Source organism: Rhodoferax ferrireducens T118, assembly GCF_000013605.1.
Classification (GTDB): domain Bacteria; phylum Pseudomonadota; class Gammaproteobacteria; order Burkholderiales; family Burkholderiaceae_C; genus Rhodoferax; species Rhodoferax ferrireducens.
This window is the reverse complement of record NC_007908.1, coordinates 3,122,224-3,138,209: the sequence shown is the minus strand read 5'-3', so window position 1 is coordinate 3,138,209 and position 15,986 is coordinate 3,122,224. Positions and strand designations below refer to the sequence as shown.

At 56.2% G+C, this 15,986-nt stretch carries 20 protein-coding genes, 1 tRNA gene and 1 other RNA gene; 5 read left to right on the top strand and 17 right to left on the bottom strand.

Annotated elements, in window-relative coordinates; translation table 11 throughout:
* Positions 1 to 283 precede the first annotated feature (283 nt).
* Entirely contained in the window at positions 284 to 1,099 is an 816-nt protein-coding gene (locus RFER_RS23050; RefSeq protein ID WP_011465117.1) for a DUF4145 domain-containing protein, read from the top strand.
* A gap of 316 nt (positions 1,100 to 1,415) precedes the next feature.
* Here RFER_RS23050 and RFER_RS14365 read toward each other — a convergent pair whose 3' ends face one another.
* From RFER_RS14365 to ubiG, 12 genes are all read right to left on the bottom strand, one after another.
* Positions 1,416 to 1,697 carry a hypothetical protein gene (locus RFER_RS14365; protein ID WP_011465116.1) on the bottom strand — a complete coding sequence of 94 codons (282 nt, stop codon included), beginning with the start codon at positions 1,695 to 1,697 and terminating at the stop codon, positions 1,416 to 1,418.
* Positions 1,698 to 1,837: 140 nt separating this feature from the next.
* On the bottom strand, positions 1,838 to 2,896 hold the full coding sequence (locus RFER_RS14360) for a phage major capsid protein (RefSeq protein WP_011465115.1): 1,059 nt from the start codon (positions 2,894 to 2,896) through the stop codon (positions 1,838 to 1,840).
* A gap of 215 nt (positions 2,897 to 3,111) precedes the next feature.
* A complete protein-coding gene (locus RFER_RS14355) occupies positions 3,112 to 3,369 on the bottom strand; it encodes a hypothetical protein (protein WP_041790785.1) in 258 nt (85 codons plus the stop codon).
* Entirely contained in the window at positions 3,366 to 3,725 is a 360-nt protein-coding gene (locus RFER_RS24150; RefSeq protein WP_011465113.1) for a hypothetical protein, read from the bottom strand. Before RFER_RS24150 ends, RFER_RS14355 begins: the two co-directional genes overlap by 4 nt.
* On the bottom strand, positions 3,722 to 5,284 hold the full coding sequence (locus RFER_RS14350; RefSeq protein WP_011465112.1) for a YfjI family protein: 1,563 nt from the start codon (positions 5,282 to 5,284) through the stop codon (positions 3,722 to 3,724). Before RFER_RS14350 ends, RFER_RS24150 begins: the two co-directional genes overlap by 4 nt.
* Complete coding sequence (locus RFER_RS14345; protein WP_011465111.1) at positions 5,281 to 5,745, bottom strand: CHC2 zinc finger domain-containing protein; 465 nt, start codon at positions 5,743 to 5,745, stop codon at positions 5,281 to 5,283. The genes RFER_RS14350 and RFER_RS14345 overlap by 4 nt, the downstream gene beginning before the upstream one ends.
* Entirely contained in the window at positions 5,738 to 6,103 is a 366-nt protein-coding gene (locus RFER_RS23530; protein WP_011465110.1) for a helix-turn-helix transcriptional regulator, read from the bottom strand. Before RFER_RS23530 ends, RFER_RS14345 begins: the two co-directional genes overlap by 8 nt.
* A 112-nt stretch (positions 6,104 to 6,215) precedes the next feature.
* Positions 6,216 to 6,662 (bottom strand): hypothetical protein, encoded by a 447-nt coding sequence (locus tag RFER_RS14335; RefSeq protein WP_166485729.1) that lies wholly within the window; start codon positions 6,660 to 6,662, stop codon positions 6,216 to 6,218.
* Between the two features lie 120 nt (positions 6,663 to 6,782).
* Positions 6,783 to 8,021, bottom strand: a complete 1,239-nt coding sequence (locus RFER_RS14330) for a tyrosine-type recombinase/integrase (RefSeq protein WP_011465108.1) — start codon at positions 8,019 to 8,021, stop codon at positions 6,783 to 6,785.
* Between the two features lie 228 nt (positions 8,022 to 8,249).
* Positions 8,250 to 8,637, bottom strand: a transfer-messenger RNA (tmRNA) gene (ssrA, locus tag RFER_RS23525).
* A gap of 12 nt (positions 8,638 to 8,649) precedes the next feature.
* On the bottom strand, positions 8,650 to 9,315 hold the full coding sequence (gene gph, locus RFER_RS14325; protein WP_011465107.1) for a phosphoglycolate phosphatase: 666 nt from the start codon (positions 9,313 to 9,315) through the stop codon (positions 8,650 to 8,652).
* A 14-nt stretch (positions 9,316 to 9,329) separates the two neighbouring features.
* The gene (gene ubiG / locus RFER_RS14320) at positions 9,330 to 10,052 is read right to left on the bottom strand and encodes a bifunctional 2-polyprenyl-6-hydroxyphenol methylase/3-demethylubiquinol 3-O-methyltransferase UbiG (RefSeq protein ID WP_041790781.1); all 723 of its coding nucleotides are present in this window, start codon (positions 10,050 to 10,052) and stop codon (positions 9,330 to 9,332) included.
* 298 nt (positions 10,053 to 10,350) lie between these two features.
* Here ubiG and RFER_RS14315 point away from each other — a divergent pair, with 298 nt between their 5' ends.
* Positions 10,351 to 10,947: a 3'-5' exonuclease gene (locus RFER_RS14315; RefSeq protein ID WP_011465105.1), complete on the top strand. Its 597-nt coding sequence runs from the start codon at positions 10,351 to 10,353 to the stop codon at positions 10,945 to 10,947.
* A gap of 61 nt (positions 10,948 to 11,008) precedes the next feature.
* Here the strand turns inward: RFER_RS14315 and RFER_RS14310 are convergent, their stop codons facing one another.
* From RFER_RS14310 to RFER_RS14295, 4 genes are all read right to left on the bottom strand, one after another.
* The gene (locus tag RFER_RS14310; RefSeq protein ID WP_011465104.1) at positions 11,009 to 11,446 is read right to left on the bottom strand and encodes a universal stress protein; all 438 of its coding nucleotides are present in this window, start codon (positions 11,444 to 11,446) and stop codon (positions 11,009 to 11,011) included.
* 29 nt (positions 11,447 to 11,475) lie between these two features.
* Positions 11,476 to 11,682 carry a dodecin gene (locus tag RFER_RS14305; RefSeq protein ID WP_011465103.1) on the bottom strand — a complete coding sequence of 69 codons (207 nt, stop codon included), beginning with the start codon at positions 11,680 to 11,682 and terminating at the stop codon, positions 11,476 to 11,478.
* A gap of 145 nt (positions 11,683 to 11,827) precedes the next feature.
* Positions 11,828 to 13,081, bottom strand: a complete 1,254-nt coding sequence (gene chrA, locus RFER_RS14300; RefSeq protein ID WP_011465102.1) for a chromate efflux transporter — start codon at positions 13,079 to 13,081, stop codon at positions 11,828 to 11,830.
* A 357-nt stretch (positions 13,082 to 13,438) separates the two neighbouring features.
* Positions 13,439 to 13,930 carry a hypothetical protein gene (locus RFER_RS14295; protein WP_011465101.1) on the bottom strand — a complete coding sequence of 164 codons (492 nt, stop codon included), beginning with the start codon at positions 13,928 to 13,930 and terminating at the stop codon, positions 13,439 to 13,441.
* A 770-nt stretch (positions 13,931 to 14,700) separates the two neighbouring features.
* Here RFER_RS14295 and RFER_RS14285 point away from each other — a divergent pair.
* From RFER_RS14285 to RFER_RS14275, 3 genes are read left to right on the top strand one after another with little or no spacing between them, the layout of a single operon-like run.
* Positions 14,701 to 14,991: a hypothetical protein gene (locus RFER_RS14285; RefSeq protein ID WP_244095728.1), complete on the top strand. Its 291-nt coding sequence runs from the start codon at positions 14,701 to 14,703 to the stop codon at positions 14,989 to 14,991.
* 40 nt (positions 14,992 to 15,031) lie between these two features.
* The gene (locus tag RFER_RS14280; RefSeq protein ID WP_011465099.1) at positions 15,032 to 15,541 is read left to right on the top strand and encodes a hypothetical protein; all 510 of its coding nucleotides are present in this window, start codon (positions 15,032 to 15,034) and stop codon (positions 15,539 to 15,541) included.
* Between the two features lie 28 nt (positions 15,542 to 15,569).
* Entirely contained in the window at positions 15,570 to 15,764 is a 195-nt protein-coding gene (locus RFER_RS14275) for a hypothetical protein (RefSeq protein WP_166485728.1), read from the top strand.
* Between the two features lie 33 nt (positions 15,765 to 15,797).
* On the opposite strand, the gene RFER_RS14270 is transcribed toward RFER_RS14275, so the two are convergent.
* Positions 15,798 to 15,873: transfer RNA gene (locus RFER_RS14270), tRNA-Lys, on the bottom strand.
* Positions 15,874 to 15,986 lie beyond the last annotated feature (113 nt).

The following is a 15,986-nucleotide window of genomic DNA, read 5'->3' as shown; positions in this document are numbered from 1 at the left end:
GTGCCAGACAGCGCTCGCTGATGGTCAAGACATGTTCTGACTGACGGCTGAAGACTGTCAGCGGCTGTAGAGCATTCCGAATTGGTCGCTCCATTCCTGACGTTGACATCGGCAGGTTGGGTGTCGGCAATGTGGCGCCGATTTCGATGATTTCAGCACTCGCACCCGGCCAAAAGTTAACATTGGCGACGCTGGTCCTCGTAATCGGTAGATGTTGCTGAAAAGATGATCGTAAGAACGCATTCGGGCAGTAACATATGCTGCTTCTCAGGAGGAGAAATCAATGGCTCGCGCAGACAAACTCAATCTTAATAAAGATGTCAACAAGGAAATCAATGTCCAGTGCCCCCGGTGTGTTGGCCCGACAGCGCACAAGATACTCGCGAACGCAAACCTGTCAGGTGGCGATGGACACATGGATTGGCAGACCGACTATCAAATCTTGCAGTGCATGGGCTGCAAGACTATTTCCTACCGCTCCGAATCATCCAACTCTGAGGACTTCGATCACTACACCGACGAAGACGGTGAAGAGGAATTGGTCTACACAACCACAGAGAAGCTCTATCCGCCTCGCATTTACGGGTATTCGGGCCTTGGGGAGGACCGTTGGCTCTTGCCCGATACGCTCCGTCGCATATACGACGAAACATCCTCTGCGCTGATAGCCGATCAACCTGTGCTGACTGGAATTGGAGTTCGGGCCATTCTTGAGACTTTGTGCAAGGACAAAGCAGCGAAGGGGAACAATTTGCTCAAGCAGATTGATGACTTAGTCAGCCTGGGCATACTGACCCCTGGGCGTGCAAGTGTGTTACATCAGATCAGGACCCTTGGTAACCTGTCCGCTCACGAAGCTGCCCCACACACGCCGGCCCAACTTGGCCTGGCGATGGCGGTAGTAGATCACCTCTTGGAAGAGGTCTATATCCTTCCAGAGAAAACGCAAAGACTGTTTTCAGGACTTGCGCCGATCGCGATTTCTTCGCCTTCACCCATTGTGACTTCGTCACCTCTTTCGCCTGCCATACCCAATTCGGTCCCGGTTTTACCGGCAGTTACTGTGTCCTCCGTTCCCCCTGCGCCACCTGCTCCCTGAACGTTAGCGGCGGGTACCCGAACGGCAACTTGGGACCCGTTGTTGATCGTCACGAACGACCGTTGACTAGCAAGTCAATCTACAAAATTCAACATCCAGAAAGCTGTCGTTGGCGAATACCCGCAAACGCTGCCAAGCCGACGATCAGTGAACCTGCCCCGGCCCGCAGGCACTTGATCGCTCCAGATTGTTTGCTTGCGCGAGCGCGCGCCTCACGCGCGTGAAAGGGCTGCCGTTTTTTCGAGTTTTTTCATGCACGAGGGTGGTACAGACCGGTCTAGGCCAAAACCGCTTCGACTTTGGACCCGCCCTCCCGTCAATCGGTTTTGTCATGCGGCTTCCGAAAGTCGGACAGTGCATCCTCGCCCGGTTTGAACAGTTCATTCAAATCAAACGGTTTGAAAAGTGCAGCCAGTTCTACATCGGTCAGCGGGCGCATCCCGCACAGACCGTCATCACCAGCCGCTACGCAATCTTGGGAGGCAATGGCTTGTGCGATCAGTTCGGCCTTGATGCGCCGTTCCTGTACCAGGGCAAGCTCATGCGCCTTGCGGTTGATTGCGCGGCGTACCGAAGGCGGGAGGGTTTGCTTGTTCATTGCCTGGCCTCTTGAAAAGGTGCCGGTCACGACGGGGATGACGCCCACCGGCTCTAAGCTGTTGTGCTGCGCTCAGCGTGCAGTGCCTTTCGGCCAGCCTGCCACTCCCGCACCTAAATTTTCGAGCGGCAGGGTCACGATTACGCTTTGGGAGTTATTAACCGGGCCGAGCCGACAGTCCGGAACACCGGTATCACGCGCATCTCGCCCAAAATCGACACGAGATTTTTCGTGAAGTCGTCGTTCTCATATCCGATTTGCACGCTGAAGTTATCGACAACAAGCAGTTCAGAATGGGCCGAGTCCAGCAGCAGCGCCTTGCCCGCGTCAACCGATGGTGACAACACCACACGCAACCCCCTCATTTCGCTAGGCATTGCACCCAAGTAATTGCCGCTCAGATAGTGGTCATTGGCCGTGCCTTTTGCAACAACAACCGCCAACCAATCGGCGGGGGCCACTGCCACCACGTCAGGGTTAAAACCTGCGGCCTGCATGGTTGCCACGCCTTCGGAAATGGCATCCACCAGCGCGGTGTAAACCAGCGATGTGTAAGCCGTTGCAAGCGATTCAAAGCCACCGGCAAAACCAGTGGCCCCGTTCACCAATGCCACATCAAGCGCGGTGCCGACACTGCGACTCAAGGTTATGTCCACCGACCTCTTCAACTCGGCACTGTCGGTCAGGGCTTGGCGACTCATCTTGGAGTAGCCCGCAATCGTCAGGCCGGTTTGCGTAATCAAACTGTGGGTCGGCTTCACCGCATCTTTGGCGTCGCCTTCAGCGGCTTGCTGGGCAGCAGCGCCTTCTTGGCCCGTGTAGCGGCTGTATTCAACCGCCGTCGTCCCACCGGTGGGGCGAGTGGGTAGCGCGTTTTGCAGGCCCAACACGCCACTGCCAGGGGCACCAACGCCACCGCTGATGATGGTACGGCCTGAACTGGTCGTGATGGCATCGCCTGCGGCTTTGAGTTCCAAACGGACAGAGCGAGTCTTATCAAACAACTCACGGTTAGCGTCAAACGATTTAAGGAACAGGTCGCCCAGGCTGGAGCCGTTTTTTGTAACGCCCTCGCCAGTTAACAGGACACCTTTTTGCTCAAGCTGCGTGAGGCGGTCAGCCAGTACGCGCTGCTCTACGTCACAGGAGGTAAGTTTTGATTCGACGCCTTTGAGCGCCAGGAGGATTTGGTCGGACATGGTAGTGCCCCTTTCAGAAAAGGTTGAACTGGTTTGTTCGCCTCTCGTAGTAACTTACATCCCGCGAGCACTAGCATCGAACCCGGTCTTGCCACACCTTCTGCACCGCGCCAACGTCCCGCTGGGGGTGTGTTCAGGGACTAAACCGCTACGGGCGCGTGCCCGCAAAAGCATCTTACATAGTTTTTTACTATGAAACAAGTAAAAACAATAGGTTAATCGCTTGTTGTTCCCAGACTGGCAAACAACGAACGATTGCCTTCCCTTTCCAAAATGACCCATTCCACCCGCCGACAGTCTGGCAACGGGCCAATCTGGATCAGCAGCTTCGCGCCCGCCTTGGTGCAATGTTCAAGAAAATCAAGTTGGTCTGGGTGCTGCGCAGCCAGCATCTTGGTGCTGAGCGTCAGGGCGGCGGCGTGCAGGGTTTTGAAATCTTCGGTGAAGTCGCTTGTCATGATGCTGTCTTTCAAATGAACTTGTCCGGGCGTTTGCCCAGGAAGTGCTGCAACAGATCAGCCTGAAGGTGCGGCGGTAGCTCAATGCATTGCTGGCGCATCTGGGCGCGCGCAGTTTCACCATCACCGTGGCCGTCGCAGACTTTCATGGCGGCTTCGATCAAGTCGGCAGCAAGTGCGCGATTTTGAAAAACGGCCCACCCCCCTACTGACGAAACTGACGAAACTGACGAAAGTCGATCAGGAAAGTGATAAACGGCCCCCGGCGGTACTGCCAAAACTGACAAAAGGGTGGTTTCGTCAGTTATGTCAGCGCCTCCCTGCGCCATTTTTGAAATTGCAACTTTTGCGCGGTTGGTCCAGTTGGTCATGCTGTAGCCCTCCGAACTTGCGGATTGATGTGATACCGGACGGTCGGACGGCCCATCTGAATTATGTGGTCGGAACTTTGAATGTGGCCGTTTTCCTCCAGGATGCCCAGGGCGGCTTCGGCCTGCATGGCGGTGGTGACGCCGGTCCATTGCTTGCGCACCACATCACGGACGGTGAAACCATCATCGAGCTTGCCCTCTGCCAGTCGGCGGCTGACCATACGTGCCGTGGTGATTTTGGCGGCCTCAACCAGTCCATAGACGCGACGGGCGTGGCCGGTGAGATATTTGCACCACGCGGCGGCCCGCAATGCGTTGCGGGCCTGTACGGGGCCAATCAACCCCTCTGCCAAATGCAAAATCAAAGCGATGGAACAGAACAACTTTTCAAACTTTCCAAAGTGCTGCACCATCATCGGGTTTTGCTCATTGGCGATATGCACGGTGTGCAGCTCGGTGCACCACTCGATAAAGATGTCCTGCGCCGCGTCGTCAAAGCAGAAATGCGGCAGCTTCACAAAGTCGTCATTGGGTGCCGCACCGTCCTGCACGGGGTCAAACACGGCCAGCCGGTCGAACAGATCACGCACCGCCTCGCGTGCGCCCTTGACCGGGTAACGGTCGCGCCATTCCCATGCGACGGCGTTGGGGTACACCATCACCTGAAACCGCTGGATGCGGCCATCGTTATCAAGCGATGTTGATATGCCCGCAAGGTAGTGTTCCAGTAACTCAGGTTGGATGCCGCCGAACACCGACAGGCACAAGTTTTCAATACGCAAACTGCCTCGGGCGATGCGGTCAATATTGAAACTGGCAGTACCGTTCCAGCCCTCCAAATAGAAAGCCTTGTCACCCTCGCGGCCTTCTTTTTCCCAGGACGCCAGCAGACCGATCAACTCATCACGGAACACCAATATGCCCTGCGGGTTGTGCACCAGCAAGTCACCCAACTTTTCTACAGTCGAATCATTTGATTTGTAGCGCCGCTCGTGGGGTTCTTCCGGTGGCTGTAACCCTTGATGGTCAGCCATGGCCGCCATCATCTTTTCCTTGTCACCTTTGCCACCTGCGGCACTTTTCATGCTGGCCTTCACCGCCGCTTGATTCGCCTCAAACGCCGCGATCTCGGATGCAAATATCTTCTTGGCATCCGCCAGCTTTTCGGCCTCCTTGGCCTCCAGGCGATCAAGAAAGCGCGTCACAGCCCCCAGGGCGGGAGACTTCTTGGACGACGGATCACCCACAATGCCGCCAAACAGGTTCGGGGTCACGATCCAGTCGTCGCGGCGCTTGGGCTTGATACCGCAGCGCGCACCAATGACCGAGCCCAGGCAGACGATCAGCGCCGCCGCGATGTAGTCCGGCGAACACGGCATCCGGTCGGCCTCGTCCAACACAAAGTCGGCCAGCGTTGGGGGTAACAAGGTCTTCGCGTCAAAGGCTGGCGCAAGGGGCAGGTCGATTTTGATTTCCTGCGGTGCGGGCCAGATGATTTCTTGTGGCTCGATACCGGCTTCTGCATCCAGCTTTTCATTCCAGTTTGCGCGGTCATTCATGCGAACATCTCCTCAACTTGTGAAATGCGCCGGGCGGCGACATACAGTCGGGCGCGGTCCTGGTCAGTGAAAATGACGCCGTGAGCCAGACTGCCAGCGGCGAAGGCGACGAAGTTCGACTCGAAGGCCAGCAGGTGAAGTGCCGCCGTTGCGGGCAGTGGCTTGGGACGGTGTGGTTTGTTTGGCTTGCCGTCGTCTTGCATTGCACCCAAGGCCGACGCTGCGGTCACGAAGTCAAGGCCATGCGTAGCCATGTGATACGCCAACACATCGCCACCACGAGCACCGCAGGCAGCCATGCAGACGAATGCCCCTGTATGTGTGTTGACGCGCATGGAATCACTGCCGCCGTGGAAACTGCACGCAGTGGTGCGCCATATGCCGCGGCCCTGGAGTTTCAGCCCTTCGGATTCAAAATAGCTGATCGGATCGGGCAGGTTTTCGCGTAGGAATTTACCCATGATTTGCTTCGGTCTTGCAAACCCTGGCTGGGGCGGCACGTTTGGTGCGCTTTGTCCGATGTGCGGCCTGTTGCTTTTGCTCTGCGCTTTTTTCCAGCCACGTCGGCTTGAATGGTTCGCCAGTGTTTGCGCACCGTGCCGCGTGGAGTTGATCTACCAGCGCCCGAATATCGGCATCCGACTTGCCTGCAATCCGCGCCGCATTGATGGCCTGCACTTCATCGGACGGCCAACCCACAGAGCGTTCACCGATCTGCACTGGCATGGTGAAAGTACCCGCGTGGACAGCGCTGTAAATGCTGGCGTGGCTGCGGTGGCCGGTTTCCGCCAGGACAGCGCGTAATCTGAGAATTGACATTGAAAGCCCCTATGCTGCATTGGCAGGTATTGCCAATTGGGGGCAGTCTCAGTCTTCCGGAACGCGATGTGAATCCTGTTTGCTGGCTCGCCGTAGGGTGTACTGGCAGGGGTTACGGTGTGCTGGCAGACCGTAATTTTTTCCACTCAGTCATCCAATCGCGCACTGCGCGAAATTTCTCCGGCACAAATGTCTCGGCAATATCCCACGCCGCATCATCCATGGAATCGTGCAGATGCATATTGTCATCACACCAATAGAACACTTTTGCCTTGTTGGCGCGTGATGCGCTATGCCGTTTTCCCGCTTTTATTGACGCTGTAACTGATGTTCCATGTTTAAGAATGAGATTCATAAAGTGGAAGATGGATTCGTGGTCTAGGTTATCTCTTATGACTTTTTGCTCCACTTCATGGACTTTGAGCATGTATTGAGCAACGCTCATTCCTTCATCAACCGGTATGTCGTATGCGTCGTCTAGAAAGCAATTGAATACATTTTGTGCCCTTTTTTTTTGACCATCGTCATCGGTTTCGGTATAGACAAATTTATCCACCATTGAATGTTTCCCCTGGGTCAAGATTGAGATGACTGATAAGAAAGCCAGCACCGCCGGATCAACGGTGTCCCGGTTTTCACCATCGGGGATCAACCGATAGCTAGGCGTGCCTTAAAACTGTTATGCCGCTTTGAATTGGATCACGTCCGCGCCCGCAGCCAGCTTGTCCAGGTAGTCCGCCCATTGCTGGATCATTTCGAACCGTTGTTTCACATACTGCGTGCGGTTGTAGCTGCGTCCATTGGCATCCTTCACCGCGTGGGCTAGGTTGGCTTCAATGACGTTGAAATCAATGTTCAATTCGTCAACCAGCATGGTGCGTGCGCTTGCCCGGAAACCGTGCCAGCTCTGTTCTTTTCCGAAACCCAGCGCATACAAGGCACTACGCACCGAATTATCAGAAAGGGGCCGGTCGTGGCTGCGTTCACCGGGGAACACATAGCGCCCATGCCCCGTGAGTGGGTGAATGCTGCGCAGTAGGGCCACGGCCTGCGTGGGCAATGGCACAACGTGGGCTTCGCCTTGTTCCTTTTCCAGCTTGGTGCGTTTCATTTTCATGCTGGGGATGGTCCACAGTGCTGCCTCTAAATCAAGCTCTGCCCATTCCATCATGCGGAGGTTGCCCGGTCGTTGATACAGGAAGGGGGTTAGCTGCAAGGCCGTGCGCACAATCGGCCCGCCTTTGTATCCTTTGATTGCCCGCATCAAGCCACCCATGCGCACCGGGTCAAGGATGGCCGCAAAGGTTTTGCCCCGGTACGGTGTCAAACGGCCTTTCAGCCCCTCCGTGATGTTGCGTTGCTGCACGGTCGCAGTGGGTAGCCAGTAGTCCCATACCTGCCGCGCCAGCATCAAAACCCGGTCTGCCGTTTCAATCGCGCCGCGTTCCTCTACTTTTTGCAGGGCTGCCAGTAGCTCCATGGGGTGAATTTCTGCCATGGGCCGGGCACCGATATACGGGAACAGGTCACGCTCGAATTGTCGTAAGGAGCGTTCGGCATGGCTTGTGCTCCATTGGGGGGACTGTTTGCCGTACCACTCCAGTGCCACGGCTTTGAATGTGTCGCCGCCGGGTCGCGCGGCTTTCAGCTTTTCAACCCTGCGTGCCTGTACGGGATCAGCGCCGTCTGATTTTTGCGACTTTGCCGCGTCCCGTGCCTCGCGTGCCTTCTTTGGCCCCACGGTGGGATAACTGCCCAGCGCCATGCGGCCCTCTTTGCCGTGCTTGCGGTACTTATAAAACCACCGTTTCGATCCCGCAGGGCTTATTTCAAGATACAGCCCGCCGGAACAGGCCAGCCGCGCCCGCGCCTTATCTGGTGGGCAGGTAGCGTTTTTGCATTCGGCATCGGTCAGCATGGGGGAACAACTCCAGTCAGCGAGTGGGGGAACAGAGGATTTTCATTGGCAAACGGGGGAACATTTACCCAAAAAAGCCAGTTTACCCCCGCCTATTCCCCCTATTGTTCCCCCGCTTTGGTGTAGCTGTCAATGCCAGCCTTTGTACGCCGCTGCATTATAAGTTGTTGATTTCACAATGAAAAAAGCCGCTAACTGTATGTCGTTAGCGGCCTTCGTCAGGGGATATGGTGGAGCTGGCGGGATTTGAACCCGCGTCCGCAAGCCATCTTCGAGCAGATCTACATGTTTAGTGGTCTGATTTGAGTCTCGCCCTTGTGAACGCGCAGCCACACGCTTTCACAGTCGCCAGTACCCTATTGTCTTGCTCCAAACCAAGGTACCCGGTTCAGCGCCAGCCGATGTGAATGACCTTACAGCCTGGAATCCTTAACTTGCGCTAGAGACCCCTTGCCCAGCCCATCGGCCTGCTGTTGTAAGGCTCACTGGTGTTTAAGCAGCGAGTGCGAAACGTTCGTCGTTTGCAGTTAGTTTTTTTTGAATCTGTTTTACGAGCGCATTCAGCTCGACATGCACCACAGCGATTCCGTACCCACGTCGAAACCAGTGCAGCCCCAGGAACGCTATTTTAGGCCTTTTGCAGCAATTGCAAGAGGTCGGCCGGAAAATCGATGATGGCGTGCGCGCCCCACTGGAGCGGATCGGCTTTTTGGCCAAGATAACCGTAGGTGGCGGCGACCGTTCCCATGCCAGCGGCCCGTCCCGCCACAATATCACGTTCATCATCGCCAACATACAGGCAATGCGCCGGCTCAATGGCAAGTTGCCGGGCCGCTGTGAACAGCGGTTCCGGATGGGGCTTTGCATGGGGCGTGGTGTCGCCACTGATCACAACCCTGGCCGATTCAAACAGCGGCATGCTGCGCATCAGGGGATCGGTGAATCGCTTGGATTTATTGGTGACAATCCCCCACGGCAGACCGCGCGCCAGCAAGCAACTGATCAATTCGTGCACGCCGTCAAAGGCATAGGTCTGCTCCGTCATGCATTGTTCGTAATTGGTGAAAAACTCTTCACGCAAAACGTCAAAATTCGCGTGCTCCGGGGTCAGCCCCAATGCAACCTCAATCATTCCCCTGGCACCGGCGCCAGCCATTGGGCGATAGTGCGCCATCGGCAACGAAGGCAGGCCGCGAACGACACGCATTTTGTCGGCAGCAGCACCCAAATCCGGCGCACTGTCAATCAAAGTGCCATCCAGGTCAAACAGTACCGCCTGTATACCGGCAAACATGTCGGGAGTGCCAGTCACAGGATGGCGGCGTTGGATTTCTGGGTGGCAAAAAGATAGTTCACGCTGGTGTCGTCGCTCATCCAGTAGCGCCGGGTCAGCGGGTTGTATTGCATACCCCGCGTGTGGCGCAGGTCAAGTTCCACCGATCGGCAGTAACTTGCCAACTCGCTGGGTCGAATCATCTTGGCGTATTCGTGGGTTCCGCGCGGCAGAAGGTTGAGCACGTACTCGGCACCCACAATGGCCAGAACAAAGGACTTGGGGCTGCGGTTCAGCGTGGAAAAAAAGACCCAGCCACCGGGCTTGACCAGCGTGGCGCAGGCCCGAACCACCGAGGCCGGATCGGGCACATGTTCCAGCATCTCCATGCAAGTGACGACATCAAAGCTGCCGGGTTGCTGTGCTGCCAAGGCTTCAACGCTGATTTCCTGGTACTGCAAGTTGGGGGTTTGCGCTTCAAGGGCGTGCAACTGCGCCACTCTGAGCGCTTTGCTGGCCAGATCAATCCCGGTCACCTGGGCGCCCAGTCGCGCCATCGAGTCTGCCAGGATGCCGCCGCCGCAGCCCACATCAAGAACCTGTTGGCCCGCGACCGGACAAAGATGGTTAATCCACTCCAGGCGCAGGGGATTGATTTGATGCAAGGGGCGAAACTCACCCTCCAAATCCCACCAGCGGTGGGCAAGATCAGAAAACTTGGCCAGTTCGGCCGGATCAGCGTTTAATGTTGAAGTCATGGGGTGATTATCCGCAAAATAGGGTTGATGGCTCATTCAAGTGTATGCAAGCCAGGATGACGCACTGCCGGTGCAAGGTCCCCAGTGCCTTGTGGAGCATGGCGCCCCTATTGTCTTTGGCCTGCTTGAGTAGTCCTCGTGCCCGCTGGCGTCCACGTTGCCGCCGGCTAACAGATTGTTGGCACAAAATTGGCCTCTAGCCCCCGTCAATACTGGATATATAGCTATAAAAAATGTAGTATATTGGTGCGGAAGCGGCAAGGCGTTAAGCTGGCACCCCCGCGCCTTCACATCCCCCATGCACACCCAACACGCCACCCCCAGCAAAGAGCAGATTGCCTTGCTGCCAGAATTCGACCGCCTGGAGCCCAGCCGCATTGCGCTCGTGACCACCGCCGCACAGGCGCACGAGGCGCATGCGGAACTCAGCGCCGCCACGGTCTGGGGCTTCGATACCGAATCCAAACCCACGTTTTTCAAGGACCAGGTGTCCGATGGCCCGCACATCGTGCAGTTGGCCACGCTGGACCAGGCCTGGGTGTTTCAGTTGCACGACCCGGCGTGCCGCGCCGTGGTGGCACACCTGCTGGCCCTGCCGGGTTTCACCAAGGCCGGCTTTGGCCTGGGCGACGATCGCAAGCGTATCCAGTCCAAGCTGGGCGTGGAGGTGGTGGGCATGCTGGAGCTCAACACCGTGTTTCGCCAGCGCGGCTACCGCAAGGACATGGGTGTCAAAGGGGCAGTGGCGGTGCTGTTCAACCAGCGTTTCATCAAGTCGAAGAAGGCGACCACGTCCAACTGGGCCTTGCCTAGCCTGAGCCAGGCCCAACTGGTGTACGCCGCCAACGATGCCTATGCCGCCGTTCGTGTTTTCCACGCGCTGGGGCTCGCCTGACCGCGCCGACACCACGCGATCCTCCCGACACCAGCAAGGGGCGAATGGTGCCAAGGCGCCTTCAATGCGTGATAACCACCAGCACGCTGCAGGGTGCGTGCTCAATCAGTGCCTTGGAGATGGAACCGCGCCACCAGCGCGCTGCCCAGCCCTCCAGATGCTTGTGACCGACAACGATCAGGTTGGCGTCGATCCGACGGGCGCAACGCGCAATCTCAGTCACCGCATCCCCGATCACCACTTCGCCGCGCGCGGTCATCCCGGCATCGGCCAGCTTGCGCACACCGGTGTCGAGAATCGCCTGATAGCGGCCTTTCTCGCCTGCCTGAAGCGACTCGTCGTAGACGCCGCTCTCGGGACCGATGACGGTCAGGGCCAGCGGCATCACGGCAATCAGTGTTAACTCAGAATGGCTCCACTGCGCGATTTCATTGCAATCGAGCAGGGCCTGCTGCCCCGGGGCAGAGCCGTCATAAGCCAGCAAGATTCGTTTGTACATGGCACATCTCCGAGTTGTTGGGTTGGCGCTTATTCGAGCGTGAATCCGATCTTCAGGGAAACCTGCCAGTGCGCCACCTTGCCATCGACCACATGGCCCCGGGTCTCGGTGATGCTGAACCACTGGATGTTTCGCACCGTCTCATGCGCCTTGGCGATGGCGGCGCTCACAGCATCTTCAATACTGACGCTGGAGGAACCGGTCAGTTCAAGCAGCTTGTAGACATGGTTGCTCATCACAATGCTCCTAAGAGTTAATCAATTTAACTCTGCACATGCTACGCGTTTTGCGTTGGAACTACAAACATGCGCAGGCTGGCGCCTTGTGCTGGCATGGCGGCCACGTGAGCCCGCAGCTGCCATAGGTTTGTCAGAAAATCCGTCAAAGGGCGAGTAGCCAGCCTGCTGCCGCAGCAAAGGCCACGACCAGCACAGGTGATTGACGCCCATAGACCAGCAAGCCGAACGCCGCCAACGCGAGCCCAAAATCTCCTCGGGAGTGAATGGCGCTTGTCCATACCGGGTCGTACAGTGCAGCCCCAAGCACACCGACTACAGCGGCGTTGACGCCGGCCATCGCTCGCTGCACGGCGTCGCGTTGACGCAGCGCCTCCCAGAACGGCAAAGCGCCGACGACCAACAAGAACGCGGGAACGAAGATGGCGATGAGTAGGCCCAAGCCACCCAACCAGCCGCCCAGCGGAGGGGTCATCACGGCCCCGAGATAGGCCGCGAAGGTGAACAGCGGCCCTGGAACAGCCTGTGCAGCTCCGTATCCAGCAAGGAACAAGTCGTTGCTGACCAACCCATTGGGCACAACGCCAGCCTGGAGAAGGGGCAGCACGACATGTCCACCACCGAACACCAGTGCGCCCGCCCGGTAGAAGGTTGAAACCGCTGACGTGATGGGAGACTGGACTGTGCCGGCCAGTGCCGGGAGCAAGATCAGCAAGAGACCGAACAGCAGCAGCAGGACAGCCCCCGTGGTCTTGCTGACGCCATAGTCGCGATGACGAGTTGGAGGAAGGTGCCCAAGCTGCAGCGCCCATCGACCTATAACACCACCGGCGACGATGGCCAGGATTTGTCCGACGGCCGACGGGCTCGCAAGAACCAGCAGTGCTGCTCCAACGGCGACTCCCGCTCTGATGCGGTCTGGGCACAGCGACTTGGCCATGCCCCAAACAGCCTGCGCGACCACCGCGACCGCGACCACTTTCAGGCCATGGACTGCCCCTGACTGGGAAAGGCCGGCCCACTGTGTGACACCGAAGGCAAAAAGAATGAGCGCAATGGCCGACGGCAGCGTGAATCCCGCCCATGCGCCAAGGGCGCCAAGCCACCCAGCACGGCCGAGCCCGAGGGCGATTCCGACCTGGCTGCTGGCGGGTCCCGGAAGAAACTGACACAAGGCCACCAAGTCGGAGTAGCTTTTGTCGTCCAGCCACTTTCGCCGGTCGACAAACTCTGTGCGGAAGTAGCCCAGGTGTGCCACCGGACCTCCGAACGAAGTCAGGCCAAGCTTCAGGAAGGCGAGGAACACCTCACTGGCCGAGCCACGGGCCGGCAACACGCTCCCGGGTTCGGTGGCTGTGTTTGGCTCAGGGTCTTGGTGTTGCTGCTGCGGCTGGTTCATAGGATTGGGTTTCCCAACAGACGGAGCCACCCTTGTTCATGGTGCAAGCTTAACGGACAAAAATTAGACGGGTGGCCACACGGTGGCTACACGCAGCAGATAGAGCACAAACAAAAAAGCCTGCTAACAATTAAGTAGCAGGCTTTTCAATGCCCATGCGGGCTAATTGCTGGGATGTGCGGGGGTCGAACCCACGACAAACGAATTAAAAGGGGGTAACACCCTTATTTATCAATGACTTAGGCTCGTCTTCGCTCGTCACGTTTCGCCAAGATTGTCACATTACAACTACGTGTCGAGCCGTTGGCGGTGTTGCGATTGATGCATAACCGAGCCGTCATTAATTCAAAACTGGATTTACTTATTAATGAAGATTGTCTGAACACCCTCGGCTTCATTGATGTCGAAGCGGATGTAGGCGGTGTCGTCAAGAGCATACAGAAAGGCCTGGTTTGCGCCAAACCCCCATGGTGTCTTAATTGGCTTTCCCATGACGGTTCGTACTGTTTTTTCTGAGTCACCCAGTTTTACTCCAGCAATAGAACCAGCATATGGTGCATCAAATCGGATCGATTCAACGATCTCTTTCTTGTTGAAGAAGGCCCAAATTCCTTTTGTTCGTAGGTGAATAAACGTCTTGCCGCTATTCGGATTGGAAATCGAGGTAGGCAGTGAACTCTCCATCGGTTCTGGATCAAGATTTGTATGCAACCCTGTCTTGACGGTGGTGACGTCGTCACCAATCTTGAAAGTTAAGCCCTCCACCTTGACCTGTTGCGCCCAGCCAGATGCAGCTAGTACGGCAGTGCAAACCAGCATTGAAACTTTTACGATGAACGCGATTTTCATAAATTGATCCTATTTTGATTACTGACAGTGAATTTTGTCCCGGGCGATCATATGGGCTAAGTGAGCCTGCGGGGAACACGGGTTGCAGCGCTGCCGACTGAGGCTTTCTCGATTGGCTGCAATCTTCGCGTACTCGCTTCCAAAACACTGAAGTGCCCGTGTTGGTGCCGACGATGTCCCGCAAGTTTGCGGTGTTCTTGTTGGGGGTGTAGCCACTTCATTGACATTCCTCCATGAACTTCTAGGTATGCCGTGACTGTACGCTGCGCCCAGCCCAGCCCAGCCCAGCCCCGGCCTGTCCATTACATCCAGTTCCAAATCGCCACGAAAACTCGACGTCCCGGCAATGCATATGGAAGACTCCAAGGGTGCTTGAAATCTGGTGTTTGGGAATAGGTGGTGTGCTTCACTGCCGCTCACTCCCGATTGGCACAGGAATGCCTTGGCGCAACCATTCGACCACCGCTGTTTCTGGTTCACTCTGTTGCCACCGCTGGTCACTCCAGAGGTCCTTTGCCACTTCATCGCGCTGATCTTTATGCAGTCTCGGCCATTGCGCGTGCAGGCGGGCAGAGCACCTTGCGATCCACTCACTTGTCTCCATTGCAGCTTCTCCAAAAATCAGTTTACTGTTGTTTTGTACAGTATACGAAATCTAGAAAAGAAGTAAACGGTTGCGTCGCGTTTCTACGAACATTTCGGAATGTTCATTTCAACTGCGAATTTCGCCCTGTCTAAACCCCGATGGCGTAAGTGTGGCAACATGAAACATGAGTCAAACTTTTGGCATGGAATCACCGCGAAAGCACAACCACGAGTCGCATCGACAGCCTGCGCGTTTCCTTGTGGTTATCGACTCTGGCGGGTACATGGTTGCGCGAATGTTTCTGGCAACGCGCGAACAGGTGGCCGAATTCGATGCCGCCGTTGAGGAAGTCTCGGCTATGACAAGTGGTCTGGTTCCGGAAGTTGGGGCGCTCGGCGCCGAGTGGGATAGTGCTCTCTTGGGGCACAGTGCCGCTGAAAGGGCCGGGGCAATGGTCTACAAACTTGAAATCTGATTGAACTGACGCCCACTGCCCGTGGCTATTATTCGCCACCATGCGCCTGCCCAACAACTTTTATTTGATGACTGAGACGCTGGCGTCTGCCGTGCTGATCCTGACATGGTTAGTCGTCATACGTTCGACCCGCTATTCAAAGTGGCAGCTTGCATTGATCAGCCTTCCCGGTACGGCTATGCATGAAGCATTGCATGGGATGGTGGGGCTGGTTCTTTTCGCCAAGCCCAAGGCGTTTTCAATCTTCCCCAAGCGAGAACGGAACACTTGGGTGTTGGGTTCGGTTGGCTTTGGCAATCTGAATATTTGGAACGCTGCACCGGTCGCATTTGCTCCACTGTTGATGCTCGGTATCGGTTGGCTGCTCTACGTGAATTGGATGCTACCAACTTTCCATGCGGCCAATTACTTGATTTGGGTTGTGTCTGGATACGTGACCGCTTGTTCTTTTTTTTCCTGTATTCCGTCAACCACCGATATCAAGGTGGGTGCCGTTTCCGGATTGATGTACGGCGGCATCGGTTTTGGGGTGTGGTACTTCGTACATTGATGTCGAACATCGTTGATCAATGCTAATGATGCAGAACGGTACTGAAGATGCCTTGGAAGCAAGCAAATTTGCCAACAAAATTCTCGTTGGCTCAGCTCTGATGAGAGCCACCACCAGCAACTTTCTGGGATACTGGAAAAATGCCTGTTATTCATCGAATAACAAAGCATCGACCCTCAAACTGTCACCAACACCAGAAACAAAAAAGCCTGCTAACAATTAAGTAGCAGGCTTTTCAATGCCCATGCGGGCTAATTGGTGGGATGTGCGGGGGTCGAACCCACGACAAACGGATTAAAAGTCCGCTGCTCTACCAACTGAGCTAACATCCCTTCTTGCTTTGAATCGAAGTTTTCGATACGCTGCAAAGCCGCAAATTATAGCGTCATTTTTTCGACCGTTCCAAGGTCGAATCCTTGCTTGTTAGTTCGAGAGCTGCGCCACT

Coding starts and splice junctions, on each gene's coding strand:
- RFER_RS23050 (WP_011465117.1), top strand. CDS start 284: ATGGCTCGCGCAGACAAACTCAATCTTAATAAAGATGTCAACAAGGAA.
- RFER_RS14365 (WP_011465116.1), bottom strand. CDS start 1,697: ATGAACAAGCAAACCCTCCCGCCTTCGGTACGCCGCGCAATCAACCGC.
- RFER_RS14360 (WP_011465115.1), bottom strand. CDS start 2,896: ATGTCCGACCAAATCCTCCTGGCGCTCAAAGGCGTCGAATCAAAACTT.
- RFER_RS24150 (WP_011465113.1), bottom strand. CDS start 3,725: ATGACCAACTGGACCAACCGCGCAAAAGTTGCAATTTCAAAAATGGCG.
- RFER_RS14350 (WP_011465112.1), bottom strand. CDS start 5,284: ATGAATGACCGCGCAAACTGGAATGAAAAGCTGGATGCAGAAGCCGGT.
- RFER_RS14345 (WP_011465111.1), bottom strand. CDS start 5,745: ATGGGTAAATTCCTACGCGAAAACCTGCCCGATCCGATCAGCTATTTT.
- RFER_RS23530 (WP_011465110.1), bottom strand. CDS start 6,103: ATGTCAATTCTCAGATTACGCGCTGTCCTGGCGGAAACCGGCCACCGC.
- RFER_RS14335 (WP_166485729.1), bottom strand. CDS start 6,662: ATGGTGGATAAATTTGTCTATACCGAAACCGATGACGATGGTCAAAAA.
- RFER_RS14330 (WP_011465108.1), bottom strand. CDS start 8,021: ATGCTGACCGATGCCGAATGCAAAAACGCTACCTGCCCACCAGATAAG.
- gph (WP_011465107.1), bottom strand. CDS start 9,315: ATGTTTGCCGGTATACAGGCGGTACTGTTTGACCTGGATGGCACTTTG.
- ubiG (WP_041790781.1), bottom strand. CDS start 10,052: ATGACTTCAACATTAAACGCTGATCCGGCCGAACTGGCCAAGTTTTCT.
- RFER_RS14315 (WP_011465105.1), top strand. CDS start 10,351: ATGCACACCCAACACGCCACCCCCAGCAAAGAGCAGATTGCCTTGCTG.
- RFER_RS14310 (WP_011465104.1), bottom strand. CDS start 11,446: ATGTACAAACGAATCTTGCTGGCTTATGACGGCTCTGCCCCGGGGCAG.
- RFER_RS14305 (WP_011465103.1), bottom strand. CDS start 11,682: ATGAGCAACCATGTCTACAAGCTGCTTGAACTGACCGGTTCCTCCAGC.
- chrA (WP_011465102.1), bottom strand. CDS start 13,081: ATGAACCAGCCGCAGCAGCAACACCAAGACCCTGAGCCAAACACAGCC.
- RFER_RS14295 (WP_011465101.1), bottom strand. CDS start 13,930: ATGAAAATCGCGTTCATCGTAAAAGTTTCAATGCTGGTTTGCACTGCC.
- RFER_RS14285 (WP_244095728.1), top strand. CDS start 14,701: ATGAGTCAAACTTTTGGCATGGAATCACCGCGAAAGCACAACCACGAG.
- RFER_RS14280 (WP_011465099.1), top strand. CDS start 15,032: ATGCGCCTGCCCAACAACTTTTATTTGATGACTGAGACGCTGGCGTCT.
- RFER_RS14275 (WP_166485728.1), top strand. CDS start 15,570: ATGCAGAACGGTACTGAAGATGCCTTGGAAGCAAGCAAATTTGCCAAC.